This is a genomic window from Gilliamella sp. Fer1-1 (assembly GCF_001690825.1).
Classification (GTDB): Bacteria; Pseudomonadota; Gammaproteobacteria; order Enterobacterales; family Orbaceae; genus Gilliamella; species Gilliamella apicola_C.
Map to the genome: position 1 here is coordinate 1 of NZ_LZGX01000101.1, position 25,727 is coordinate 25,727.

The 25,727-nt window shown below is 36.2% G+C and carries 21 protein-coding genes, 1 tRNA gene and 3 pseudogenes; 14 read left to right on the top strand and 11 right to left on the bottom strand.

Annotated features, from left to right (window positions below):
* Window positions 1-63: 63 nt before the first annotated feature.
* The 7 genes and pseudogenes from A9G28_RS10865 to aas form a co-directional block, all read right to left on the bottom strand.
* On the bottom strand, window positions 64-975 hold the full coding sequence (locus A9G28_RS10865) for a PTS system mannose/fructose/sorbose family transporter subunit IID (RefSeq protein ID WP_065580681.1): 912 nt from the start codon (window positions 973-975) through the stop codon (window positions 64-66).
* A gap of 15 nt (window positions 976-990) precedes the next feature.
* On the bottom strand, window positions 991-1,791 hold the full coding sequence (locus tag A9G28_RS10870) for a PTS mannose/fructose/sorbose transporter subunit IIC (protein ID WP_065580682.1): 801 nt from the start codon (window positions 1,789-1,791) through the stop codon (window positions 991-993).
* A gap of 20 nt (window positions 1,792-1,811) precedes the next feature.
* Window positions 1,812-2,354, bottom strand: a pseudogene (locus tag A9G28_RS14245) (PTS system mannose/fructose/N-acetylgalactosamine-transporter subunit IIB); the annotation flags it as partial.
* 56 nt (window positions 2,355-2,410) lie between these two features.
* Window positions 2,411-2,786 (bottom strand): annotated as a pseudogene (locus A9G28_RS14250) (PTS sugar transporter subunit IIA); the annotation flags it as partial.
* Between the two features lie 153 nt (window positions 2,787-2,939).
* Window positions 2,940-3,845, bottom strand: a complete 906-nt coding sequence (murQ, locus tag A9G28_RS10880; RefSeq protein ID WP_065580684.1) for an N-acetylmuramic acid 6-phosphate etherase — start codon at window positions 3,843-3,845, stop codon at window positions 2,940-2,942.
* Window positions 3,832-5,019, bottom strand: a complete 1,188-nt coding sequence (lplT, locus tag A9G28_RS10885; RefSeq protein WP_065580685.1) for a lysophospholipid transporter LplT — start codon at window positions 5,017-5,019, stop codon at window positions 3,832-3,834. The genes murQ and lplT overlap by 14 nt, the downstream gene beginning before the upstream one ends.
* A 15-nt stretch (window positions 5,020-5,034) precedes the next feature.
* Window positions 5,035-7,176, bottom strand: a complete 2,142-nt coding sequence (gene aas, locus A9G28_RS10890) for a bifunctional acyl-ACP--phospholipid O-acyltransferase/long-chain-fatty-acid--ACP ligase (RefSeq protein WP_065580686.1) — start codon at window positions 7,174-7,176, stop codon at window positions 5,035-5,037.
* Window positions 7,177-7,365: 189 nt separating this feature from the next.
* Here aas and A9G28_RS10895 point away from each other — a divergent pair.
* Window positions 7,366-8,340 (top strand): annotated as a pseudogene (locus tag A9G28_RS10895) (ornithine cyclodeaminase family protein).
* A gap of 74 nt (window positions 8,341-8,414) precedes the next feature.
* Here the strand turns inward: A9G28_RS10895 and gpsA are convergent.
* Genes gpsA through A9G28_RS10910 form a run of 3 tightly spaced genes read right to left on the bottom strand, consistent with a single transcriptional unit; the run spans window position 8,415 to window position 10,405 of the window.
* The gene (gpsA, locus tag A9G28_RS10900; RefSeq protein ID WP_176700658.1) at window positions 8,415-9,431 is read right to left on the bottom strand and encodes an NAD(P)H-dependent glycerol-3-phosphate dehydrogenase; all 1,017 of its coding nucleotides are present in this window, start codon (window positions 9,429-9,431) and stop codon (window positions 8,415-8,417) included.
* Between the two features lie 40 nt (window positions 9,432-9,471).
* Entirely contained in the window at window positions 9,472-9,939 is a 468-nt protein-coding gene (secB, locus tag A9G28_RS10905; protein ID WP_065566346.1) for a protein-export chaperone SecB, read from the bottom strand.
* Between the two features lie 25 nt (window positions 9,940-9,964).
* Window positions 9,965-10,405: a rhodanese-like domain-containing protein gene (locus A9G28_RS10910; protein WP_065580687.1), complete on the bottom strand. Its 441-nt coding sequence runs from the start codon at window positions 10,403-10,405 to the stop codon at window positions 9,965-9,967.
* Window positions 10,406-10,559: 154 nt separating this feature from the next.
* Here A9G28_RS10910 and A9G28_RS10915 point away from each other — a divergent pair, with 154 nt between their 5' ends.
* The 12 genes from A9G28_RS10915 to fruA all read left to right on the top strand — a co-directional run bounded on the left by A9G28_RS10915 (window position 10,560) and on the right by fruA (window position 24,802).
* Window positions 10,560-11,489, top strand: coding sequence for a DUF4952 domain-containing protein (locus A9G28_RS10915; protein ID WP_065580688.1), 930 nt, complete (start codon window positions 10,560-10,562; stop codon window positions 11,487-11,489).
* Window positions 11,490-11,715: 226 nt separating this feature from the next.
* Complete coding sequence (gene glnA / locus A9G28_RS10920; protein WP_065566349.1) at window positions 11,716-13,125, top strand: glutamate--ammonia ligase; 1,410 nt, start codon at window positions 11,716-11,718, stop codon at window positions 13,123-13,125.
* 62 nt (window positions 13,126-13,187) lie between these two features.
* Window positions 13,188-14,237: a nitrogen regulation protein NR(II) gene (gene glnL / locus A9G28_RS10925; protein ID WP_065580689.1), complete on the top strand. Its 1,050-nt coding sequence runs from the start codon at window positions 13,188-13,190 to the stop codon at window positions 14,235-14,237.
* Between the two features lie 11 nt (window positions 14,238-14,248).
* The gene (gene glnG, locus A9G28_RS10930; protein WP_065580690.1) at window positions 14,249-15,703 is read left to right on the top strand and encodes a nitrogen regulation protein NR(I); all 1,455 of its coding nucleotides are present in this window, start codon (window positions 14,249-14,251) and stop codon (window positions 15,701-15,703) included.
* Between the two features lie 217 nt (window positions 15,704-15,920).
* Window positions 15,921-16,874, top strand: a complete 954-nt coding sequence (locus tag A9G28_RS10935; RefSeq protein WP_141674745.1) for a siderophore ABC transporter substrate-binding protein — start codon at window positions 15,921-15,923, stop codon at window positions 16,872-16,874.
* Between the two features lie 11 nt (window positions 16,875-16,885).
* Entirely contained in the window at window positions 16,886-17,842 is a 957-nt protein-coding gene (locus A9G28_RS10940; protein WP_065580696.1) for an ABC transporter permease, read from the top strand.
* Window positions 17,832-18,803, top strand: a complete 972-nt coding sequence (locus tag A9G28_RS10945; protein WP_065580691.1) for an iron chelate uptake ABC transporter family permease subunit — start codon at window positions 17,832-17,834, stop codon at window positions 18,801-18,803. The genes A9G28_RS10940 and A9G28_RS10945 overlap by 11 nt, the downstream gene beginning before the upstream one ends.
* Window positions 18,800-19,555, top strand: a complete 756-nt coding sequence (locus tag A9G28_RS10950; protein ID WP_065580692.1) for an iron ABC transporter ATP-binding protein — start codon at window positions 18,800-18,802, stop codon at window positions 19,553-19,555. Before A9G28_RS10945 ends, A9G28_RS10950 begins: the two co-directional genes overlap by 4 nt.
* Before the next feature lie 173 nt (window positions 19,556-19,728).
* The gene (cra, locus tag A9G28_RS10955; protein WP_065566354.1) at window positions 19,729-20,751 is read left to right on the top strand and encodes a catabolite repressor/activator; all 1,023 of its coding nucleotides are present in this window, start codon (window positions 19,729-19,731) and stop codon (window positions 20,749-20,751) included.
* A gap of 213 nt (window positions 20,752-20,964) precedes the next feature.
* Window positions 20,965-22,161, top strand: a complete 1,197-nt coding sequence (fruB, locus tag A9G28_RS10960; protein WP_065566355.1) for a fused PTS fructose transporter subunit IIA/HPr protein — start codon at window positions 20,965-20,967, stop codon at window positions 22,159-22,161.
* Entirely contained in the window at window positions 22,161-23,096 is a 936-nt protein-coding gene (gene fruK, locus A9G28_RS10965; protein WP_065580693.1) for a 1-phosphofructokinase, read from the top strand. Before fruB ends, fruK begins: the two co-directional genes overlap by 1 nt.
* 8 nt (window positions 23,097-23,104) lie before the next feature.
* Window positions 23,105-24,802, top strand: a complete 1,698-nt coding sequence (gene fruA / locus A9G28_RS10970; RefSeq protein WP_065566357.1) for a PTS fructose transporter subunit IIBC — start codon at window positions 23,105-23,107, stop codon at window positions 24,800-24,802.
* Between the two features lie 58 nt (window positions 24,803-24,860).
* Here the strand turns inward: fruA and A9G28_RS10975 are convergent, their stop codons facing one another.
* Window positions 24,861-25,436: a TIGR00730 family Rossman fold protein gene (locus A9G28_RS10975; RefSeq protein WP_065580694.1), complete on the bottom strand. Its 576-nt coding sequence runs from the start codon at window positions 25,434-25,436 to the stop codon at window positions 24,861-24,863.
* Window positions 25,437-25,584: 148 nt separating this feature from the next.
* Here A9G28_RS10975 and A9G28_RS10980 point away from each other — a divergent pair.
* Window positions 25,585-25,660 (top strand) — tRNA-Asn (locus tag A9G28_RS10980).
* Window positions 25,661-25,727: the final 67 nt, after the last annotated feature.

Below are 25,727 nucleotides of genomic sequence, written 5' to 3' on the forward strand. Positions count from 1 at the left end.
AAAAAATATAATTTTATTCTAACGATTTATATTTTTCTTGAATATTTTAGCAAATTTATATACTTATAAAAGGCCAATGACATGACCAATAATACCCACTATAAATAAGCCCATAATGATGATAATTGGCGATATTTTTTTACGTAATAACCACATACAAAAGAAGGTCAACAGTAAAGGAACTAATCCCGGTATCAACTGATCTAAGTTATTTTGTAAAGTAGTAATCTTTTCTTGAGTTAGCGATAATCCGCTTTGCATTTGAAGTAACGCTTTTTGAATACCTTCTGCACCGATTGGTAATGTATTCCAATCAATAAATGCACCCTTGTCTAGTTTGACGATAGATACAATTGGTTGGAATTTTATTGATACCCATCGTTGCACTAATGCAGCAAGCACAAACATGCCTAAAATAGATGCGCCTTTAGTAATTTTTTGTAGTAACCCGCCTGATAAATTATCGGTAATTTTCGAACCCGTTCTATAACCAAATTCTTGTGTATACCACATAAAGCTCCAACGAATAATATTCCAGAGTAAGAAGAATAAAATAGGCCCCATGATATTACCGCTTAACGCAAGCGAGGCACCAAGCGCACCTAGCATTGGTCTTACGGTAAACCAAAATACAGGATCACCTACGCCGGCTAATGGTCCCATCATACCCACTTTAACCCCTTGAATGGCTACATCATCAACCGCTGCACCATTGGCTCTTTCTTCTTCAAGAGCAAGCGTTACTCCAAGAACTGGAGAAGCTAAATAAGGGTGTGTATTAAAAAACTCCAAGTGCCGTTTAAGTGCTGCAGCACGATCTTCTTTAGTTGAATATAATTTTTTTATAGCGGGGATCATGGAATACACCCAACCACCATTTTGCATCCGTTCGTAATTCCAAGATCCTTGGAGAAAAGTTGAACGCCAAGCAACGGCTAAACGATCTTTCTTACTTAATTGAATTCTATTTGTCATATTTTTCTCCAGTGCCTAGTAATCATTTAAAATATCATCAAGTGGATCACCTTTGCTACCACCATTTGATGAATTGCCTCGTTCTGAAAGATTAAGATAAATCAATGCTAATGCGAAGCCTAAAGCACCAAGTGCAATTAGTGTTAATTGCGATATCGCAGCAACGACAAACCCGATAATGAAAAAAGGCCATACTTCACGATTAGCCATCATATTAATCACCATTGCATAGCCGACAGCAACAACCATACCACCACCAATGGCCATACCAGTTGTTAACCATTCAGGCATTGCATTTAATGTCGCCCTAACAGTTTCTGCTGGGATGAATAATAAAGCCGCAGCAGGTATAGCGATACGTAAACCTTGTAAACAAATACCTAAAATTTGTAACCATTCAATTTTTCGAATATTGCCTTCAGTTGCTGCAGCATCCATCATATGCACTAAAGGAACGGCAATTGTTCGTACAATCATAGTTAAGAATAAACCGGCTACTGCAAGTGGGATAGCAACGGCTATAGCAGTAGATACACCAGCGACACCTTGCCCGCCTAACACTAAAATAATCGATGAAGCAACGGCTGCCAATGCTGCATCAGGTGCTACCGCTGCCCCGATATTGGCCCAACCCAAAGCAATCATCTGTAATGAGCCTCCCAGCACAATACCAGCCTCTAAATTCCCTGTGACAAGACCAATCAAAGAGCAAGCCACTAACGGTTGATGAAATTGAAACTGATCTAAAATACCTTCCATACCAGCTAAAAAGGCAATAACTATCACTAAAATGATAGCAATAATGGATAATGTCATAATATAACCTCTTAAATAAACTAATTCTTTTGCTGAGCTAATTCTGCTTTCGCTTTTTGCAATAATTCGTCCATATTACTGTTAGAATCATTGGGGACTTTGCGAACATCAAATTTCACGTTTTTAGCTTTTAATTTTTCAAATGTATCAACATCGTCAGCATTCATTGACAATACTTTATTAACCATGACTTTACCTACCGAATGCGCCATTGAACCGATATTAAGAGTATCAATATCAACACCGCCGTCTATGGTTCGAAGTACATCTTGTGGATTTTCAAATAAAAGTAATGCTTTGGTATTACCAAAACGCGGATCGTGTGCTACTTCGATAATCTTTTTAATTGGCACAACATTTGCCTTAACGCCAGGCGGTGCAGCTTCTTGAATAAGTTTTTTTCTTAATTCATCTTTTGCAACGGAATCAGAGACAACAATAATACGGTTAGGATTGGTTGATTTTGTCCATGCTGTTGCAACTTGCCCATGTAATAGGCGCGAATCAACCCGAGCTAAAACGATTTTCATTTTACCCTCACCAATTACTGTTCCTTCAGGAATCGTATTTGCAGTTTTCGCATTGGTAGCGGTTTGCTCTTGTATTTTGACAGTTGTTCGAACGCCTTCTTTACTTGGTTCAATAATTGCGGTAGCGATTTCTTTGGCTGTTTCCATTGAAAAACGGGAAGAATAGGCTTCAATTAACATTGGTAAGTTTAAACCCGCCACAATAGCCCAATTATCATGTTCTCCACATAAATTGTTAGCTTGATTAAATGGTGTTCCACCCCATAAATCCACTAAAAACAGCACTTCACTTTGATTATCAAATGTTGCTATTGCTTCAAGCATCCTTTCTTTTAAACTTTCAGGACTATCACTTGGATGCAAGGTAACGGCTTTAACATTATCTTGCTCGCCAAATATCATCGATCCTGATTGTAAAATACCTTCTGCAAACTCACCATGAGTTGCTAGGAGAATTCCAACCATAGCTTTTCCTCCAAATTTTATATTAATGACATAATATAAAAGTCTATATAATGAAAATATTGGGTTAGTTTACACCACAAAATAAGTTAAGACATATGTGCTCATCACATTTTGAGAGAAAACTTAAATTTTTTATTGCTCATCAATGCAAGGTTAGGTTGTTTGTAGGGCTTGGCGAATAAAACCATGGGCTTGGGTTAGTTTTTTCTTCGCCTGCTCTGCATTTAACCCCGAAAGAATCATCAAAATAGCGGTTTTACAATGCCCGTTACTTTTAGCCAATGCGGTAATTGCTTCTTCACGGCAGCAATTGGTTGCTTGGGTAACAATAGATATTTGTCGTTCAATAAGTTTGGCATTAGTTGCCTCAACATCAACCATTAAGTTTCCATAAACTTTACCTTGTTTTATCATGCTTGCTGTTGTTAACATGTTGAGTACTAATTTTTGTGCAGTGCCAGCTTTCATTCTTGATGAGCCAGTAATCACTTCAGCACCGACAATTGGGGTAATGGCGATATTAGCTAATTTAATCATTGGGGATTTTGGGTTACAACATAAACTAATCACTGTTGAGCCGATTGATTTAGCATATTGCATACCGCCTATAACATAAGGTGTGCGCCCACTAGCGGCAATTCCGACTAAAATGTCATTTGAATTAAAATTAATTTTTTTAAGATCATTAGTTGCCAACTCAGGGTTATCTTCAGCATTTTCAACTGCCTTAAGAATAGCCGGCTGACCACCAGCTATTAATCCAATGACTTGTTCTGGCGATGTGCCGTATGTCGGTGGGCATTCACTTGCATCTAAAATGCCTAATCGCCCTGAAGTGCCAGCACCGATATAAATTAATCGACCTTGATTTAAAAAAGCTTGACTAATTGCATCAACAGCTAAGCTAATATTGGCGAGTTCTTTTTCAACTGCTAGTGCTACTTGCTTATCTTCATTATTGATAATTTTAAGTATTTCAAGCGTTGAACAGCTATCAATATTTTCACTGTTTGGATTGCGACTTTCGGTTACCATTCCTAAAAGATTAATTTGTTGCATACTTTCTTAACCTTAACCATAACAAAAATATTACGATAGCAAATAAGCTACCAAAGCCAACACCTATAGCAATAACGGACAAATTCAGCGCAACTGCTAATGTATAACCCCCTAACATGACCATCATCGAGGTATACTCAATTAAATTCTGCACAGAAATTACACTGCCAGCTCCCACTAATCCTTTACCTATTTTCTGAATAAAAGCGTTTAATGGTACTAAAAACAGGCCGCCTAGCGCGCCAATGGCAATAAGCAAAATATAAGATGAAATTATATTACTTTGTAATGTAAAAGCGATTACAGCAATTCCCATCATGATACCCGCAGGGATGCAACGTAACGTGTTGTTAATTGATATAAATGTACTTGCTAATCCTGCACCAATAACAATGCCGATAGCAACAATCGCATTGAGATTTGTTGGTGTTGCATTATCATGAATATTTAAAACAGCAGGAACCCAACTAATCAACAAAAAACGTAAAGTAACACCCGCTCCCCAAAACAGACTAGTGCCTAATAATGTCAATGAAAGAAGTTTATTCGTAAAGATGATTTTAACTGTGTTAGCAAAATCCTTTACCATACTATTGGGTTTCCATGAAGTATTTTGTCGTGCGACAGGTAATTTAGGAATAAAAAAGTTAGCAATAACCGCAAGCCCATATAGTAGTACGCAAATAAGTAAAGATGCGCTTACATTAAGATCGGCAATATGTCCACCAGCTAGTGAACCTAGTAAAATGGCGGCAATGGTTGATGCTTCAATTAACCCATTTGCTTTAATCAAATTATCGCCCGAGGTAAGCTCGCCTAAAATTCCATATTTAGCTGGAGAGTATGCGGCAGCACCAATACCAACTAAAAAATAGCCGACAAAGGGGCTGATGTTTAAGCAAATACAAGCGGTACCGAGTAATTTTATGCTATTTGAAATCATCATGGCCTTGCCTTTTGGTATGCTGTCAGCAAATTGCCCAACAAACGGCGAAAGGATGATAAACGGTACCACAAAACTAATTTGTAATACCGATTGGCTCCATTCTGGGTAGTGCAACTTTTTAATAAAAGCAAGAATAGCAAAAAAAATTGCATTATCAGCAAATGCTGAAAAAAATTGTGCCAGCATGGTAGCAACCATGCCTTTATTTAATAGTGAATGTTGTTTCATGTAACACCCTTTAGCTTATTCTTCAGCCATCTTTCGTAAGGCAATAAAATCAATTTTACCTGTACCTAGTAGGGGTAACTCTTTAACCACACGAATATCACGAGGAATAGCTAATGCTGGTATACCAAGTTCTTGAGCTGCTTGATTAAGTAGCTCTCGATCTAATTTTGTCGAGGTAGTAAATAGAACTATCGCTTCACCTTTGGCAACATCTGCTTTCACTGTCGCACCGTGCATTGCATCAGGGTCAATTTTTTTTGCTAAAGTCTCAACACTTTCTAGTGAAACCATTTCGCCCGCAATTTTGGCAAACCGTTTTAAGCGTCCTTTAATTTTGATAAATCCATCATTATCGATAGCAACAATATCACCAGTATCATACCAACCTTTTTTAGACTCCCCATGTTCATCGACTGCAATTGGCTCTTCAAGTACACCAGGGTTTTCAACTCGTAAATAGCCTTTCATCACATTAGGGCCTTTAACTTGCAATTTACCGCCATCACTAATGCCTGGAACGTGAATTAATCTTGAGCTCATACCCGGCAATAAGCGCCCGACGGTACCTGTTTTAAATGCCATTGGTACATTCAGCGATACAACTGGTGCGCATTCAGTAACGCCATAGCCCTCTAAAATACGGATTCCATATTTATCTTTCCACTGTTCTCGTACTGCGTCTGATAATTTTTCTGCTCCAGCAACAACATAACGTAAACGCATAAAATCATATGGGTGAGCGTAACGAGCATAGTTTGCTAAGAACGTTGGTGTGCCAAATAAAACGGTACAATTCTGGTCATAAATAATTTCAGGCACCATACGATAATGTAATGGATTTGGATATAAAAATGTACGGCTACCAGAAAACAACGGTAGAAATAACCCAGCAGTAATACCAAAAGCATGGAATAGAGGTAGTGCAGACATAAAACGATCAGCAGGCGTTGGATCAATAACTGTTCGGATTTGTTCAACATTAGCAAGCAAGCTAGCATGGCTATGAACAACACCTTTAGGATTACCTTCTGATCCAGATGTAAACAATACTAGGGCTTCATCATCACTAGTTTGAGAATGTTTAACTAAGCGTGGGATATAGTGATGAACTAAAACATAAAGTTTGTCTTTAAGGGTTAAAGTTTGGCGTAAATCTTCAAGGAAGCACCATTTAACACCTTTTATTTCATCAAGGAGATAATCAAGTTTTCCTTTGCGAATAAATTTGCGTGAAGTAATGATAGTTTTGATTTCGGCCGCAGTAATTGCACAAATTAACCCTTTGGTGCCAGCGGTATAATTGAGCATTGCTGGAATTCGATTTTTAACCGATAAGCCAAAAATTGTTGCAACAGTAATAGTTGCGTTAGGTAATAAAACGCCAACACGTTCTTTTTTCTGGGTAATTTTAGTAATAATGCAGCTAATACCTATGATTTGTTTTAACAAATTACGATAAGATGCTTCGTGAGTTGTGGGGTCTTGCACCATACGTGATTTAATACCATAACGAACTTGAGCCTCAAGTAGCGCTTCAAATAACGTTAATTTTGGGCGACTTGCCATACGGGCATTCATCATGATTTGATGAAGTTTCTCTCCTGCAATATAACGTTTTTCGCTAGCCTTCGGCGCATCAGGCATAACAATAGAAGTTGGTTCAAGTACATGAATAGTTATTTTAGGAAATAAACGGCGCTTAAATAGCCCTTTTAAACGGCTGGTTAGTGTAAATTCAGCTCCTTCAATCCAGATGGGCACTATCGTTGCTTGAGAACGGGCTGCAACAAAAGCAGCACCATCATAAATTTTCATTAATGACCCAGTGACAGTAATTCTTCCTTCGGGAAAGATAACTATCGGGCGACCTTTTTCAACTTGGCGTACTAATCGCTTGATTGCCATTGGGCTAAGCGGATCCATTGGCACAAAATCAACGTAACGCTTTGCATAGCGGACTAACCAGTGATTTATATAACCTGCATAAATAGCAAAGACGGGTCTTATTGGTAAAAACACACCAATTAAAATACCATCAAGAAAAGATACATGGTTAGGTGTAATAAGAAGCTTGTTTTGTTTTAAATTGTCAAGATTACCGTGAATTTTGACGTGGAATAAAGTCTTTAAGAAAAATTTTAATATTTTAAATAACATCGTATTTCTCTATTAGCGTGCCAAATTGCACTGTGTAATAATAGTTAAAATACATAAAATATACAAGAGATGTAATTATTCTTAGTTTTTATTATATAAATCATTTTGTTAGAAAGTAATTGGAATGATTGACTTGAAAGTTAGATACTAATCATAGAATAAATCTGGGAAAACCAGTAAGGAATAAATATGCTGATTTTAACGGCTAAAGATATTGAAAAATTTTATACCATGAAAGATGCTGTAGCTGCTGATAAACAAGCCTTAAAAATCTACACTGAAGGAAATAGTGATGTACCACTGCGAATCAATTTTGATATGTAAAAAGGTCAATGTTTATTTATGCCGGCTCATATTAAGGATCAAGATATTGTAGGAATTAAGATTGTCTCGGTATTTCCTGATAATTCAAAGCTAGGCAAACCATCAGTACCTGCTCAAGTGTTAATGCTAGATCCAAAAACTGGTGAGGTTTGTGCCTTGTTAGACGGTACTTTTGTTACTCAGCTTCGAACAGGTGCTGTTCAAGGTGCGGCAACGGATTTGTTGGCTCGTAAAGATGCTCGTCGTGCAGTATTGATCGGTACAGGAGGCCAAGCGATATCTCAATTAGAAGCAATGTTAACGGTTCGCCCGCTTACAGATGTGGCTATTTTTGATATTGATATACAAAAAGCTAAGCGGTTTACTGATGAGGTAAAATGTCGTTTTTCTCATTATTCTACTCATTTTTATTTTTCACAGGATTTGGATGAAGACATTAGCCAAGCTGATATTATTACTTCTGTTACTACATCAAAAGTGGTGACATTTAATGGTGATAAAGTAAAGTCTGGAACGCATATAAATGGTGTCGGTGCTTATACTCCACAAATGCATGAAATCCCTCAAAGTATTGTTGAAAAGGCCGATATTCGTGTGCTTGATACTAAAGAGGGGGTATTTGCAGAGGCTGGCGATATTATTGACCCAATTAAACAAAATCTGGTATCAGAAAATGATTTTTTAGAGTTGGGGGATTTAGTCATCGATCCGACACAATGCCGGCAAAATGAGGAGCAAATTACGCTATTTAAAACGGTTGGAACGGCTGTACTAGATGTGTATATTGGTTATGATATCTACCTCAAAGCAAAAGAAAAAGGAATAGGTCTGGATTTATAGTAATTGATATTTGGGCTGGAATGCGATTTTTTTATCAAAAAGTTTTTTAGATAGATGCGTGTTTAAGTATAAAACTAGCTTTTTAGCTCTTCTTTTTGTGAGCGCCCAAGTAATGTCATGGCTGCTTGTTTTGGATCTTTATGCTGATAAAGGACTTGGTAAATTTGTTCAGTAATTGGCATATCTATATGATATTTTTGGGCTAGTAACCAGACTTCTTTTGTGTTTTTGCATCCTTCAACAACTTGGGCAATGGCATTTTGAGCTTCTTCAATAGACTTATTTTGTCCTAATAATATGCCAAAACGACGATTACGAGATTGATTATCTGTACAGGTTAAAACCAGATCCCCAAGTCCAGCCATTCCCATAAAGGTTGCAGGATCCGCGCCTAATGCTGCACCTAATCGCATCATTTCAGCAAGCCCACGCGTAATTAATGCAGTTCTTGCATTAGCACCGAAACCAAGTCCATCTGATAATCCAGCGCCAATGGCAATCACATTTTTTATCGCCCCCCCAAGCTGTACACCAACAAAATCTTTGCTGCTATAAACGCGGAAGCTTTTACTGCAATGGAATAATGTTTGCAATTGATTTAAAAAATGTTCATCTGTTGATGCAACCGTTACCGCAGTTGGTAATCCAGATGCGACCTCTTTAGCAAATGTTGGCCCTGAAATCACGGCTAATGGAACTTTATCGCCCAAAATTTCTTTTGCTACATCTTGTAGTAATCGGCCTGTATCTACTTCCAACCCTTTTGTTGCCCAGACAATTTTAGTATCTTGGCGTAAAAATGGTTTAATTTGAGTCAGAATACTTGCAAAAGCGTGGCTAGGTACCACAATAAGTAAAATTGGAGCGGCTGAAACCGCTATTTTTAAATCACTTTCGATTTGTAACAGATCAGGAAATGGGATATCTGGTAAAAATTGTCTATTTTGTCTTTCATGCTGCAAAATGGTCATTTTATCTGGGTTATGACCCCATAATAAAGTTGAATGCCCATTTCGTGCCAGTAAAATAGCTAAAGAGGTTCCATAAGAGCCTGAGCCAATTACTGTTATTGCAGCAGTTTTTTTCATAATAACTCAATAAACTTATTGTTAATTGTCTGAAACACAATAATTATTGCAATGTTTCAGTTGGTTCAGCTTGTTGTTGAAGATAATTAATGAATAATGCCTCAAAATTTACTGGCTCTAAATTTACTTGAGGAAACGTGCCTTTATTAACTAAGCTTGACACAACTTCTCGAGCATAAGGGAACAAAATATTTGGGCAATAAGCACCAACACAATGTTGAATTTGACCTTCGTCGAATCCAATAAGTGAAAAAATACCAGCTTGAGTCACTTCACAAATATACACCACTTCGTCTTGTTGCTTTACCGTCACAGTAACGCGTAACGCAATTTCGTACACATTTTCACTTAAAACTTGTGACGATGAATTTAATTCTATATTTAAGTCTGGTTGCCACTGTTTTGTAAAAATTTCAGGAACATTATTGGTTTCAAATGAAACATCTTTAGTATAAATACGTTGAATTGCAAACTGTGTTTCGGGTTGTTGCGTATTGTTTTGTTCTGTCATGATAAAACCTTATTTTTAAATTATATTATTTTCTAACGAGTGGTAAATTTTCGCCATTCCATCCAGCAATACCGTCTTTTAATGTAAAGACATTTAAGAAACCTTGTTTGACAAGTATTTCACCTATACCTGTTGATGATAAACCATTTTCATCAACCAAAATAACAATGCTTTCTTTAAATTTTTCAATTATTTTTGCACTCGCATTTTTAATATCGATAGGTAAAATATTGTGAGATTCAGTGATATGCCCTTTTTTAAAGTTATCGGCAGAGCGAATATCAATGATAACAGCATTTTGCTTATTAATCATATGGATTGCTTGAGCATTATTAATAATTTTAACCTTAGATAGTTTACTTTTAATGGTTAGCACAATAATTGCAATAAACAGAACAATCCAACCTAAAGAAAGTAAAAGATGATTTTTTACAAAAGGTAGTATTTCGAGTGTTATAAAGTCCATATTTGTATGATTACCTAGTCATTTCAATATAAGGTGAGATTATAACGATATTATGCACTGAAATACAGCACCAATAAGAAAATCTTGCTATTTTATAAATTATATTTATTTAATTTTAAGGAATTGACTAATGAAATTGAAATGACTTATCTTTTTGGCGTGTGTCTTATTTTCCATTATTCCTCAGGTATTTGCTGATGATTATTATGAATCTAATAAATTTGATACTCAAACTATTGAAGCAGAATCTTTATTAGCTAATTATTATTTAGAAAATGGTAATTATCATCAAGCTTATGCTGAATATGCTAAATTGATGAAAATAGATCTTAGTTTTACAAAAAGATTTTACATACAGAATACTCTTGCTTGGTTAATAATAAATGGATATGGCACTAAGCAAGATGTATTTAAGGCAATTGATCTTTATTATGATTCTTATCGTGATTTTAATCGATTTTATCATGATTTGATGATTAGTGAGGTAAATGCAGTACAATATATGAATCAGCAAGAAAAATTGTGGAATTTAATGTTTGTTGATATTGTTTCAAATAGTCATTATGTTTCAGCAAAGCAAAAGTCAGACTTATTTGCCATTTTATTTCCTAATAATCCACATGCATTAACTCAATTTAATAAACAAATTTCTGAGTTAAAGAGAACAAAACTTCGTAACGTAAAAATCAAACATTCAGAATATTTCCCACACTATTACTATGATCCTGATTTGACTTGTCGTGATTTTTTGCGTGAATTTGATGCAGATGCGCCTGATTTCTTCAAATATAATGATTGTATACAAAATGATGAAGGGCAAGGAAAACCTCTTGAAGTTATTTATAAAATTGAGGGTAAATATGCAAAACAAGCACATCAGTATTTAGCTAACACCATGGGAATAGATGAACTTAAATTAATTTGCTGTTATTTGGGCACGGATGTTTATCCTTCTACATCTTTTGTAAATCCTAAAGATCATATGCTGTATAACGTGGTATTTAGTTCAGAAGAAACGATTAAGTATGACTGGAATAAAATAACTTTTTATTTGAGCGTTGAAGCACTGCGAGAAGATATATAGGATATAAAAATTGATTTTAATTTTTTATACGACCATTTTTGTGCATTATTTTGGTGCTAATTGCATTGTTTTGATGCAACTGTAATATTTATGTTACTATAGCTACTTATAAAGCCACTAAAAATAGAGTTAAAAAATTGGCATTAAATTTGCATTCACTATAGCAACTTGGTAAGAATACCTTAAAAACTGAATAATTATTATTTGTCCTCAATGGAGAAGATACATGTCTACACAAAAAGTTTTATCACTAATTAAACAAAATGATGTTAAATTTGTTGATTTACGTTTTACCGATACTAAAGGTAAAGAACAACACGTTACTATTCCTGTTAGCCAAATTGACGCTGATTTCTTTGAAGATGGTAAAATGTTTGATGGCTCATCAATTGCTGGTTGGAAAGGGATTAATGAATCAGACATGGTATTAATGCCTGATGCTTCAACAGCCGTTATCGATCCTTTTTTCGAAGATGTGACATTAAATCTCCGTTGTGATGTTTTAGAACCAGCGACGCTACAAGGCTATGATCGCGATCCACGTTCAATCGCTAAACGTGCGGAAGATTATCTAAAATCATCAGGTATTGCCGATACTGTTATTTTTGGGCCTGAACCAGAATTTTTCTTATTTGATGATATTCGTTTTGGCTCGCCAATGTCAGGAAGTTTTGTGCATATTGATGATATTGAAGCGGCGTGGAACTCAGGTACTAAATATGATGAAGGTAATAAAGGGCATCGTCCAGGTGTTAAAGGCGGTTATTTTCCACTTCCACCGGTTGATTCATCACAAGATATCCGCTCTGAGATGTGCTTAATTATGGAGCAACTTGGCTTAGTGGTTGAAGCTCACCATCATGAAGTTGCAACAGCAGGTCAAAACGAAATTGCTTGTCGTTTTAACACGTTAACTAAAAAAGCTGATGAAGTACAAATCTATAAATATGTAGTACAAAATGTGGCACACGCTTATGGTAAAACCGCGACATTTATGCCAAAACCGATGTTTGGTGATAATGGATCTGGTATGCACTGTCATCAATCGTTAGCAAAAGATGGAGTCAATTTATTTGCTGGGGATAAGTATGCAGGTCTTTCGGAAATGGCATTATTTTATATTGGCGGTATTATCAAACATGCTAAAGCGATTAATGCATTTACAAATCCCGCAACCAATTCTTATAAACGCCTAGTTCCTGGCTATGAAGCGCCAGTTATGCTTGCTTATTCTGCACGTAACCGTTCCGCATCAATTCGTATTCCTGTTGTTACCAGTCCTAAAGCGCGTCGTATTGAAGTTCGCTTCCCAGATCCAGCAGGTAATCCATACTTATCTTTTGCTGCGCAGTTAATGGCTGGTTTAGATGGCATTATCAATAAAATTCATCCTGGTGATGCAATGGACAAAAATTTATACGATTTACCGCCAGAAGAATCTAAATTAATTCCTCAAGTAGCAGGTTCGCTTGAAGAAGCACTTAATGCATTAGATGCGGATCGTGAATTTTTAACACGAGGGAATGTATTTACTAATGATACTATTGATGCATACATTGATTTAAAACGTCAAGATGTTGATCGTGTACGTATGACTCCTCATCCAGTTGAGTTTGAAATGTATTATAGTTTATAAGGTATTTTAAACGTTAAGCCATCGTACTTACGGTGGCTTCTAATCAGGACGGGAACCCAACGATGATATTTGATAGTGAACCTGACGCTAATCTTGTTCTTGATTCGATGATTACAAGTATTTTATTACTCGATACAAAACTCAATATTCTCTATGCCAATACGGCTGCACAGCAATTATTAGCTCAAAGTTCTAAAAAAATATTAGGAAGCCACCTGACCGATTTAATTGGTTATTTCTCTTTAGATATTGATTTAATGCTAAGTGCATTAGCTCAAAATCAAGGTTTTACAGACAACGAAGTCAATTTAGTGATTAATAATGAATTACATATTTTATCATTGACAGCTCAACTATTAGGTGGCACTCGAATTTTAATTGAAATGGCTCCGTTAAATAACCACAAACGCCTTAGCCAAGAACAATTGCAACAAGCCCAACAGAGTGCTGCTCGTGAATTAGTTCGTGGCCTTGCTCATGAAATCAAAAATCCACTAGGCGGACTTCGAGGTGCTGCTCAATTATTATCACGAGAGCTACCCAAAAATGAATTGCAAGATTATACAAAAGTTATTATTGAACAAGCTGATAGATTAAAAAAGCTTGTAGACAGATTATTAGGCCCACAACAACGGTTGCAACAAAAAGAACAAAATATCCATCAAGCAATAGAACGTATTTATGCTTTACTCTGTTTGGAAAAACCGATCAATATTGAAATTCTGCGTGATTATGATCCAAGCTTACCTGATTTAATTCATGATTCGGAACAGATCGAGCAGGTGATTTTGAATATTGTTCGTAATGCTTTACAAGCTATTGGTTCTAAAGTTGGCAAAATTATCATTAGGACACGAACAGCTTTTCAGGTTACCTTACATGGCCAGCGCTATCGGCTTTGTGCTCGTATTGATATTGAAGATAACGGACCAGGAGTTCCTATTCATATCCAAGATACCTTATTTTATCCTATGGTGAGCGGCTATGAAGGTGGGACAGGCATTGGTCTTTCTATTGCGCATAATATTGTTGATCAACATCATGGTAAAATTGAATTTAATAGTTGGCCGGGGCATACAGAATTTTCTATCTATTTGCCAATTAGGCAGTGAGGTAAATTAAAATGAATGTTTGGATTGTCGACGATGATAGTTCTATTCGCTGGGTATTAGAAAAAGCATTAACGAATGCACATTTTAACTGTGTTAGCTTTGCCAGTGGCCAAGAAGTTATTGAGGCATTAGATACACATGAGCAAAAACCTGCTGTATTAATCTCCGACATTAAAATGCCGGGGCTTGATGGTTTAACATTGCTCCATCATGTAAAAGAGCAAATGCCAAATTTACCTGTTATTATTATGACAGCACATTCTGATCTTGATGCTGCAGTTAATGCTTATCAAAAAGGTGCTTATGATTATATTCCAAAACCTTTTGATGTGGACGAAGCGATTCAACTTGTTGAGCGGGCTATTTTACAAACTCAGAGCAACAAAACTAGTAATAATACGCCTGCGAAAGCATCAGCAGGTATTGTTGGCGAAGCCCCTTCCATGCAAGAAGTGTTTCGCATTATTGGGCGATTATCTAAATCATCTATTAGTGTGTTAATTAATGGTGAATCAGGAACAGGTAAAGAGTTGGTTGCTAAGGCATTACATACTCATAGCCCCCGTTCTCAATCACCTTTTATTGCGTTAAATATGGCAGCAATCCCTAAAGATTTGATTGAAGCTGAGCTTTTTGGTCATGAAAAAGGGGCATTTACAGGGGCAACTCAAATTAGACATGGGCGTTTTGAGCAAGCTAATGGCGGTACTTTATTTTTAGATGAAATTGGCGATATGCCACTTGATGTTCAAACTAGACTATTAAGGGTGCTTGCAGATGGGCAGTTTTATCGTATTGGTGGTTATTCACCTGTAAAAGTGGACGTTCGAATTATTGCTGCAACCCATCAAAATTTAGAAGCAAGAGTAAGAGAAGGTAAATTTAGAGATGACTTATTCCACCGTTTAAATGTGATTCGTATTTTGCTCCCGCCATTGCGTGATAGAGCGCAAGATATTCCAAAGCTTGCTGATCATTTTTTACATACAACAGCTAAAGAATTAGGTGTAGAAAGTAAAGTATTTAGCCCTGAGGCATTAGCTGTTTTATGTAGGTTTAATTGGCCAGGCAATGTGCGTCAGCTTGAAAATGCTTGTCGTTGGGTGACGGTAATGTCTTCAAATCAAGAGGTTTTAGTTCAAGATTTACCACCAGAGTTATTGCCATTATCTGCTACCAAAACTATCATTACAAATGAAACAATGGCTTTGTCCGAAAATGACTCTTCTCAGCAAGAAGCAGATTGGAAAGTATTATTAGCACAGTGGGCAAAGCAAGCTTTGATAGAGGGTAAAAATGGCATTTTGACGGAGGCAATAAATGATGTTGAATACATCTTATTAAAAAGTGCACTCAATTTTACCCGTGGTCATAAACAAGATGCCGCTTATCTCTTAGGCTGGGGGCGAAATACATTAACTCGAAAACTTAAAGATTTATCGCGTGATCCCAATAAAGTTTTCTAACTATTAACATGAATTATGCTATCGAATAAATCGATAGCTGTTTAGTCTATTTACCCTTTCGTATTTATTTCATCTGTCTCTAATAATATATTGCTTTGTTAAATATATAAAGTTCATTGAACCCTACCTATTTTTTGGTTACAATCATGATGTAAATGATAATTATTATAATCATCGTTTTATAGTTTTTTATTTAGGCTGATAATTAGGAGTTATAATGTATTCATATATTAAAGTGAAATTTTTAGTTTTACTTACCGCATTACTTGTTTTAGTTGGGTGTGACAATAAAAAAGAACCGCAAACACCAGCAAATACGATTACTGTTGAACATGTGCAAGGTAAAACAGATATTCCTGAAAATCCGAAAAAAGTTGTTGTTTTTAATATTGCAACACTTGATATTATTGATGCTTTGAATATTCCTGTCTCGGCTGTTCCTCAATCTGATGTACATTTACCAGATTTCTTATCTAAATATAGCGATAAAGCCTATACTAATGTTGGAACCTTATTTGAACCAAATTATGAGGTATTAAGCTCAATTCAACCTGATGTTATTATTGCTGGTGGTCGTGCAACTGATGCTTATAAAAAATTGAATGATATTGCTCCAACACTTTCTTTAGATATTGATCCGAAAGACTTTTTAGGTAGTTTAACCCAAAGAACAGAGCAATTAGGCACTATTTTTAATAAACAAAACGAAGCTAAAAAACTTATTAATGATTTTAATCAAAAAATTGAACAGCTAAAACCAAAGACAAGCGCGGCAGGCAGTGCATTAGTGATTATGGTTAATGGTGGTAAAATGTCGGCTTATGGTCCAAAATCTCGTTTTGGTTTTGTGTTCGATATACTTGGTTTTCAACCAGCAACTACGTTCCAAGAAGCTGGTCGTCATGGTAATGCCGTGACCTCAGAATTTATCCTAAGTGTTAACCCACAATGGTTGTTTGTGTTAGATAGAGATAATGCAATCGGTAATAAAGAAGCACAATCAGCACAGCAAGTACTAAACAACGACTTAATTCAAAAAACAGCTGCATGGCAAAATAAACAAATTATCTATTTAGATTCAACTTCAATGTATATTGCAGGCGGTATTCAGACTTATAGTCGTTTAATGGATCAAATTAGCGAAGCTTTACAAAAAACATCAACGAATTGATGTGAGATATGATTAAATCGTTTTATTTTATTGCAGGCATTTTCATTTTATTCATAATGACTGCAATAAGCTTATTTATTGGCGCAGGGCATGTGACACTGTTTGAGCTGTGGTCTGATAGCCATATGCGCGAGATTTTTTTTGTCAGCCGTGTGCCAAGAACTGTCGCTTTATTATTAGCGGGAAGCGCGATGAGTGTTGCAGGTTTAATTATGCAACTGTTAACACAAAATCGATTTGTTGAACCGTCGTTGGTTGGTACAACGCAATCAGCTAGCCTTGGTTTATTAGTTATGATGGTTTTAGCGCCTGGCGCAAGTGTTATGGCTAAAATGGTCGTTGCTAGTTTGTTTGCTATGATTGGTACAATGATTTTCATGGCAATTTCTCGAAAAATAATTTTTAAATCAGCTTTAATGGTTCCCCTGATTGGTATCATGTTAGGGGCGGTTATTAGTGCAATTACTACGTTTTTTGCCATTTATTTTGATTTATTACAATCACTTGGTGGTTGGGAATCGGGTGATTTTTCAGGAATTTTGCAAGGTCGTTATGAACTATTGTGGCTAGTTGGTGGATTGACGTTACTCGCATGTTGGAGCGCAGATCAATTTACGGTAGCAGGATTGGGGCGTGATTTTTCGATCAATGTAGGGCTTAATTATCGTCGTGTTATGTTAATTGGGCTTATTGTTATTGCATTAATTGGTGGTATTGTCGTTGTCGTAGTGGGTGTTTTACCATTTTTAGGATTGATTGTGCCAAATATTGTTAGTTTATTATTGGGTGACAATGTTCGTAAAACTATTCCGTGGATCTGCTTGTTTGGTAGTGGTTTAGTTTTAGTGTGTGATATTATTGGGCGTGTTATTCGCTATCCATTTGAGATCCCTGTTAGTGTGATTCTTGGCGTAATTGGCGCTATTATTTTTTTAATATTATTGAGTCGAAAACGCCATGTTAGTTAGCCAAAAACGTCATAAGTTGTGCCAAAAAAGAGTTTTTCTTTTGTTTATTATTGCACTAATTTGCGTAACTTGTTTTATGACCTTTGGTCTTAAAGGTAATATTAACTATATTTTGAAGCATCGTTCATGGATTGTGCTCACTATGATAGTAGTTGCTTTTTCGGCAGCAACATCAACATTACTTTTTCAAACCGTCACCAACAATCGAATATTAACCCCATCTATTATGGGATTTGAATCGCTTTTTGTATTAATTCAAACCATTGTCATCTTTTTTATTGATTCACAAGCTATTCCCTATATTGGTATTATTGGAAAATTTGTATTTGAATCACTTTTATTAATCTTATTTTCTCTATTTTTGTATCGAGGTTTGTTTACTAAACTCAAGCAAAATTTACATTTAGTATTATTAATTGGTATCATTTTAGGCACATTATTCCGTAGTTTTTCTAATCTATTACAGCGACTAATGACACCAACTGAATTTGCTGTGTTACAAAGTCGTATTTTTGCGACATTTACACGTGCAGAGCCAGTGTTGGTCATCTTTTCATTAGTGGTTGCCACAATTATTGGTGTCGTTTTATGGCGAATGCGATTTAAATTTGATGTGCTTGCGCTGGGACGCGATAATGCAATAAATCTTGGGATTAATTACCATAAAAGTATCACGGTTGTTTTATTGCTTGTCTCGATTTTGGTATCGATATCAACGGCTTTAGTTGGTCCATTTACTTTCTTAGGTCTTTTAATTGCTAATTTAGCTTATAGCGTTAGTGGCTCTAGCCAGCATCGTTTTTTACTTCCTACCGCTTTTTTATTAGGCGTTGTTTTTCTAGTTGGTGGACAAATGTTTTTAGAGCGAGTGTTAAATATGGTTGGAGCATTATCTATTGTCATTGAATTTATTGGTGGTTCTTTGTTTATCTTCTTATTATTGAAAAAGGTTCAAAAGTGATAAAAATTGAGAATGTTTGTAAAAATTATCAAACAATACCTGTATTGCAAAATGTTAATGCGACAATTACACAAGGTGGCATTACTGCTATCATTGGTCCAAATGGGGCAGGTAAGTCAACGTTACTATCAATTATAAGTCGACTTTTATTAGCCGATGAAGGGCAAGTTAAAATTCAAAATATGGATGTTGTTAACACACCCAGCGATAAACTAGCTACCTATTTATCAGTATTAAGGCAAGAAAACCGCTTCACCAGTAGATTAACTGTTTTTGAATTAGTTGGATTTGGGCGTTATCCCTATAACAAAGGGCGATTAAATGCCGATGATTATAATCATATACATCGGGCACTTGATTTTTTAAATCTTACTGAATATAAAGATCGCTTTTTAGATGAATTATCTGGTGGGCAACGGCAACGAGCTTATGTTGCCATGGTGCTGTGCCAAGATACTGAATATGTATTACTTGATGAACCTCTTAATAATCTTGATATGAAACATGCTGTAGCTATGATGAAGCAATTACGCCGAGCAGCGGATGAGCTAGGTAAAACTATTGTGATTGTTATTCATGATATTAACTTTGCGTCGGTGTATTCAGACTATATTTTAGCGATGAAAAACGGCAAATTAATTTATCAAGGAGATCCCAAACAGATCATGAGTTCAAAAATTTTAGAAGATATATTTGATACTCCCGTTAACATAGAAAATATCAAAAACCAGAATATTGCTGTTTATTACTAATTATTAAGCTAATAGCTATAAGCAGAATATAGATATTGGTTAAATTTTTCTTTTTGGGTAAGAAAACAGTGTTTAATTTAATAATTTTCAAGCAAACTATAGCACTCATTAGGGTTAGCAGTTTATTGTGATTCATATTTTATTGGCTACTATACTTATGCTGAGATAAAGTTATGAAATTAGAAGAAATAGCATTTTTAGCTGGCGTTTCACGAACTACAGCTAGTTATGTGGTGAATGGTAAAGCCAAAACATATCGGGTTAGTGACAAAACAATTGAAAAAGTTATGTCGGTGGTAAAAGAGTATAATTACCAACCTAATGCTGTTGCAGCAGGCCTTAGAGCAGGTAAAACACGAACTATTGGTATTATTATTCCTGACTTAGAAAACAACAGTTATACCCGCATCGCTAATTATTTAGAGCAACTGGTAAGAAAGGAAGGATATCAATTATTATTGTCATGCTCTGAAGATAATCCACTAATCGAAAAAGAATGCGTTAAGCACCTTCAACAACGCCGAGTTGATGCTTTGGTTATTTCTTCCTCTTTTGTTTCTGAGCAAGATTATGCCTTTTATGATGATTGGCAAAACTCTGTAATCCCCCTATTTGCATTAGATAGAACATTATCAACTGCTACATTTAGAAATATTGTAGGTGCTGATAAACAAGATGCTAAAACGTTAGCTAGTACATTTAGTCGATTTGTTACAGGAGCTGTTGCTTATATCGGCGCCTTACCTAATTTATCGGTGAGTCAGCTTCGTATGGAAGGTTTTAAAGAGGTTGCTTCAGCTCGTTTTAATCAGGTTGATTTTTTGTGTGCGCATAATTATAGTCGTCATGACGCTGAAGTGGCTTTTAGCTATTGGCTTGAAACCCATGATATTCCAGATGGTATTTTCACAACTTCTTTTTCATTATTACAAGGTGCTATAGATTCAATTTTAAAAAAATTCGGCCACTTACCTGATAACCTAACTATTGCAACTTTTGGTGATAATGAATTGCTTGATTTTTTACCATGTAAAGTTATTTCTCTTTCACAAGACCATAAAGAAGTGTCGGAAGTGACGATAAAATTATTACTAGATAGCTTACATAAAAAAAGCTACGAATCGGGAACAACTGTTATTCCTCGGCGTTTAATTTATCGAGGAAGTTTAAGTAGAATTTGCATTAACGATAAATAAAAATAACTATTTATTATATAATAAGCTTTGAATTTTTAGCCAAAAATAAGATCTAGATCACATATTATTTATTAATAGAAATAATTTATTTGATAATTTGCTTTTTTATATTCATTATTGCTGAAACGATTCAATAAAATTATTAATTACAGGATTCATATTTGCTGAGTCATTTTAGTTGACCCAACATTTTAACCCAGAGGGATTTATTATATGTTTCATTTAGTTAAAGAAAACATCCATTTAAATGAACAAGCAACCAATAAAACTGAAGCGATAAAAAAAGTTGCTGCAGCCTTAACTAATGCAGGATTTGTTGAAGAAGGTTATGTTGATGGAATGCTTGAGCGTGAAACACAAGCCGCAACGTACCTAGGTATTGGCCTTGCGATCCCGCATGGCACAACAAAAACTCGTCATTTGGTAAAAAAAACAGGCGTGCAAGTATTTTGTTTTCCAAATGGTGTTGAATGGGGTGATGATGGTGAAAAAGCCTATCTTGCAATTGGTATTGCTGCAAGTTCTGATGAGCACTTAGAGCTACTTCGTCAATTAACTCATGTACTTGGTGCAGATGGTGTTGAAGAGCGAATTAAAAATATTAAAACAACAGATGAAGCAATAGCTATTTTAACTGGTAAAACAAGCGTAGAAGATAGCCATTTTGCCATTAATTCATCATCACTATTATTAGATATACCTGTAGATAGTTTAGCTACTTTACAAGCGTTAAACGCATCACGATTAAAACAACAACAAGCTGTAAATACGCGTTTTATTACTCATGCCTTAGATAATAAACCAAACTATTTAGGTCATGGCGTTTGGCTCAGTGACAGTGCCGAAGGTAATCTAAAAAACGGCATTGTAATAAGCCGTACGATCAGTGATCTAAACGAAGATGGTCAGCCAGTTAAATTGCTTATTACAATGTCAGCTATTGATGATTCTGTTTCAGCGACAATCAACCAAATTGCGACCTTAGCATTTAATCAACAATTAGAGCAATTGTTAACGGCAAATGCAGAGCAGTTAATGCAGTTACTTGACCCAACTAAAGCATCATCTGCATCTCAAGCTGTAGATGCTGAAAAAGATCCGATACCTGTTTCTACTCCGTCAAGCGAAGGGTTAAGCCGTGAATTTGTTGTTCCAAACGAAAATGGTTTACATACTCGTCCGTCTTCTGTGCTAGTCAAATTAGTCAAAGAATTTAGCAGTAAAGTGACTGTTGCTAATTTAGATGGTAAAGGTGAGCCAGTGAGTGCAACCAGCTTAATGAAAATTGTTGCACTTGGTGCCAAAAAAGGGAGCCGATTACAATTTACCGCTGTGGGAGATGATGCAGAGCAAGCACTTGATGCCATTGGAAAAGCAATTGAAAGCGGTTTGGGTGAGGAGATAAATTAATGATTTGTCGTGTTGCAACCATAACATTAAACCCCGCTTATGATCTTTTAGGGTTTTGCCCAAAAGTTGAACTTGGCGATGTGAACTTAGTGCAAACAAATGCATTACTTGCTGCGGGTAAAGGCATTAATGTTGCGAAAGTGTTATCCGATCTAGATGTAAAATTAACAGTTGGTGGTTTTTTAGGTAAAGATAACCGCGATGGCTTTAATTTATTATTTCAATCATTAAGTGTGGTAGACCAATTTCAAACTGTTGAAGGTCGTACACGTATCAATGTTAAATTGACTGAAGAAAATAGTGAAGTGACAGATTTAAACTTTTCAGGCTTTACTATTACTGAACAAGATTGGCAAAGTTTTGTCAACAACTCTCTTGAATGGCTAAAAGATATTGATTTGGTTGCTATCAGTGGTAGCTTACCAACAGGTGTCCCACTTGATAAATTTACAAATTGGATGGAGCAGGTTAAGGCAATTTGCCCCAAAATTGTATTCGATAGTAGCCGAGATGCATTAGTCGCGGGATTAAAAGCCAAACCATGGTTAATAAAACCAAACGACAAAGAGTTAGAAATGTGGGTAGGGCGTAAATTACCCACATTAGAAGATGTCAAAGAAGCAGCGATGGAGCTAGTTAATGACGGCATTGAAAATGTGGTTATCTCACTAGGAAGCAAAGGCGCTTTATGGGTAACTCAAAATGAAGCATGGTTAGCAAAGCCACCTAAATGCCAAGTTGTTAGCACTGTTGGTGCAGGGGATTCAATGGTTGCTGGAATAATGTATGGCTTGATGACTAGCCTATCAATCAAAGATACTTTAGTATTTGCATCAAGCGTTGCCGCTTTATCAGTTGAACAAGCAGGGGTTGGTATATCTGATCGTCAAGCTGTAACCAATATGATAGAAAAAATTGAAATAATTTCTGAATAGGAGTATTCATGAATATATATATTATAGAAGGTAATAATACAGGGCCAGTTAATGGACGTTTAGCTAAAGCTGAATTGGCTTTAGCTGCGCATGTATTAAATTTAAATGTGGTTGATAGTGCAACATCTGCTGATGTGGTGATTGGAGTTGGATCTGGAGCTATCAGTGATATATCTGTTGTTGGCAAAAAAGTTTATGTTGTTAATGATTTAAATCAAATTTTTGCTGATCCAAAACAAATTTTAACCGACGCACCAAGTAAAGCAACGGTTTATCAACAACCAACAGAAGCTGCTCCTACAGCAAATAATAATACAGGCGTAAAACGTATTGTGGCTGTTACCGCTTGCCCAACAGGGGTTGCACATACTTTTATGGCAGCTGAAGCTATTGAAGAAGAAGCAAAAAAACGCGGTTGGTGGTGTAAAGTCGAAACTCGTGGTTCGGTTGGTGTCGGCAATGAATTAACACCAGAAGAGGTTGCTTCTGCTGATGTGGTAATTGCTGCTTGTGATATTGATGTTGATTTAAGTAAGTTTACTGGCAAAAAACTATATCGTACTAAAACTGGTCCAGCACTTAAAAAGACCGCCCAAGAATTTGATAAAGCATTTGAAGAAGCAACAGTTTATCAACCGACAACAAGCGCTTCAACAGCTAAATCAAGCAATGAGAAAAAAGGCGTTTATCAACATCTATTAACTGGCGTATCTTATATGTTACCAATGGTAGTTGCAGGTGGTCTAATTATTGCACTTTCATTTGCCTTTGGTTCATTTGAAATGGTCGATGGCGTGCAAAAGTTAATTGGTGAACCACACTTAGCACAAATTGGAGGGCTTGCTTTCTCACTTATGGTGCCACTGCTTTCGGGGTATATTGCTTATTCCATTGCTGATAGACCCGGGCTTGCTCCAGGGCTTGTCGGTGGATTACTAGCAGTCTCGACCGGTGCAGGATTTTTAGGTGGTATCATTATTGGTTACTTTGCTGGTTATCTTGCACACTCAATTACAAAGTATTTACCATTACCGAACACTTTAGAAGCATTAAAACCAATCTTAATTGTGCCTCTATTTGCAACATTAATTACTGGTCTTGTGATGCTGTATATTGTGGGTACACCAATCTCATGGATAATGAAAATTGTAACGGAATGGTTAAATTCAATGGGTACAGCAAATGCAGTTATTTTAGGGGCAGTTTTAGGTGGTATGATGTGTACTGATATGGGTGGACCAATTAATAAAGTTGCTTATGCATTTGGTACTGGTCTAATTTCCTCTCAAGTTTATGCGCCAATGGCAGCCGTTATGGCAGGCGGTATGGTTCCTCCTTTAGCGATGGGGATAGCAACTCTAATTGCTAGCAAGAAGTTTGCTAAAGCTGAACAAGAAAGTGGTAAGGCGTCTTTGGTATTAGGTTTATGCTTTATATCAGAAGGCGCAATTCCATTTGCTGCGCGCGATCCATTACGTGTTATCCCATGTTGTATCATTGGGGGAGCAATTACAGGTGGTATGGCATTAGCCTTTGGTTCAACATTAATGACACCTCATGGTGGATTATTTGCTTTAGCTATTCCAGGTGTGGTTAAGCCAGTTGGTGGTTATTTGTTATCTATTGTTGTTGGTGCTGTGATTGCTGGCGTGGCATATGCATTTATTAAACAACCAGAGCAAACTGAAACGACAGCTACGGCCTAATATCTAATTATATAAATAAAAGCGCCATCATCTGATGGCGTTTTTTATTGTGAATAAATTATTTTTTAACCCAACGTTGTAAATCTTTGGCAATAAAGTTATCTATTTTTTGTAGTAAAGATTGCGAATTTTCCGAAACAATTAATGTTTGATAAAAACTATCTCGAATAAAGCCTTCATCCACAGCATGCTGTAAAAAATTAAGCATGGGTTGCCAGAATCCCATTACATCAAACAATGCAACGGGTTTTTCATGATAACCGATTTGCATTGCTGTCCACACCTCAAAAATTTCTTCTAGTGTGCCTGTTCCGCCTGGCATGGCAATAAAGCTATCAGCAAGCTCTGCAAGTCTTGCCTTGCGTTGATGCATATTATCAACTATTTCCAAACGTGTAATACCATGATGAGCAGTTTCAGCTTCGACTAAACGTTTCGGAATAATACCGATGACCTCGCCGCCATGCTCTAATACTGCATTGGCAATCGCCCCCATTAAGCCTTTATTGCCACCGCCATAAATTAGACGTCGATTTTGTTCAGCTAAAGTTTTACCTAACAGTTCTGCTTGTGTACGATATTCAAAGTGGCTTCCATCATTAGCACCACAAAAAACACAAATATTTTTTTTCATAAATTTTATTCTACCCGATATGTTATTTTCTTACTATTTTAGCACAGCAATCACTTTATTTGTTTACAAGCTGAGCAGTCGGTTGTGTTTAGTGTTTTAGATATTGACATAATCGCCATAGATCGTTAATATTTCACCCGTTAAGTGTTCCTCCATAGTTCAGTCGGTAGAACGGCGGACTGTTAATCCGTATGTCACAGGTTCAAGTCCTGTTGGAGGAGCCATTCACCGAATTTTTATAGCCTGTTTATAGCAGGTTACCTATCGCATAATTATTTATATCAAATCATA

Coding starts and splice junctions, on each gene's coding strand:
- A9G28_RS10865 (WP_065580681.1), bottom strand. CDS start 975: ATGACAAATAGAATTCAATTAAGTAAGAAAGATCGTTTAGCCGTTGCT.
- A9G28_RS10870 (WP_065580682.1), bottom strand. CDS start 1,791: ATGACATTATCCATTATTGCTATCATTTTAGTGATAGTTATTGCCTTT.
- murQ (WP_065580684.1), bottom strand. CDS start 3,845: ATGCAACAAATTAATCTTTTAGGAATGGTAACCGAAAGTCGCAATCCA.
- lplT (WP_065580685.1), bottom strand. CDS start 5,019: ATGAAACAACATTCACTATTAAATAAAGGCATGGTTGCTACCATGCTG.
- aas (WP_065580686.1), bottom strand. CDS start 7,176: ATGTTATTTAAAATATTAAAATTTTTCTTAAAGACTTTATTCCACGTC.
- secB (WP_065566346.1), bottom strand. CDS start 9,939: ATGACAGAACAAAACAATACGCAACAACCCGAAACACAGTTTGCAATT.
- A9G28_RS10910 (WP_065580687.1), bottom strand. CDS start 10,405: ATGGACTTTATAACACTCGAAATACTACCTTTTGTAAAAAATCATCTT.
- glnA (WP_065566349.1), top strand. CDS start 11,716: ATGTCTACACAAAAAGTTTTATCACTAATTAAACAAAATGATGTTAAA.
- glnL (WP_065580689.1), top strand. CDS start 13,188: ATGATATTTGATAGTGAACCTGACGCTAATCTTGTTCTTGATTCGATG.
- glnG (WP_065580690.1), top strand. CDS start 14,249: ATGAATGTTTGGATTGTCGACGATGATAGTTCTATTCGCTGGGTATTA.
- A9G28_RS10935 (WP_141674745.1), top strand. CDS start 15,921: ATGTATTCATATATTAAAGTGAAATTTTTAGTTTTACTTACCGCATTA.
- A9G28_RS10945 (WP_065580691.1), top strand. CDS start 17,832: ATGTTAGTTAGCCAAAAACGTCATAAGTTGTGCCAAAAAAGAGTTTTT.
- cra (WP_065566354.1), top strand. CDS start 19,729: ATGAAATTAGAAGAAATAGCATTTTTAGCTGGCGTTTCACGAACTACA.
- fruB (WP_065566355.1), top strand. CDS start 20,965: ATGTTTCATTTAGTTAAAGAAAACATCCATTTAAATGAACAAGCAACC.
- fruK (WP_065580693.1), top strand. CDS start 22,161: ATGATTTGTCGTGTTGCAACCATAACATTAAACCCCGCTTATGATCTT.
- fruA (WP_065566357.1), top strand. CDS start 23,105: ATGAATATATATATTATAGAAGGTAATAATACAGGGCCAGTTAATGGA.
- A9G28_RS10975 (WP_065580694.1), bottom strand. CDS start 25,436: ATGAAAAAAAATATTTGTGTTTTTTGTGGTGCTAATGATGGAAGCCAC.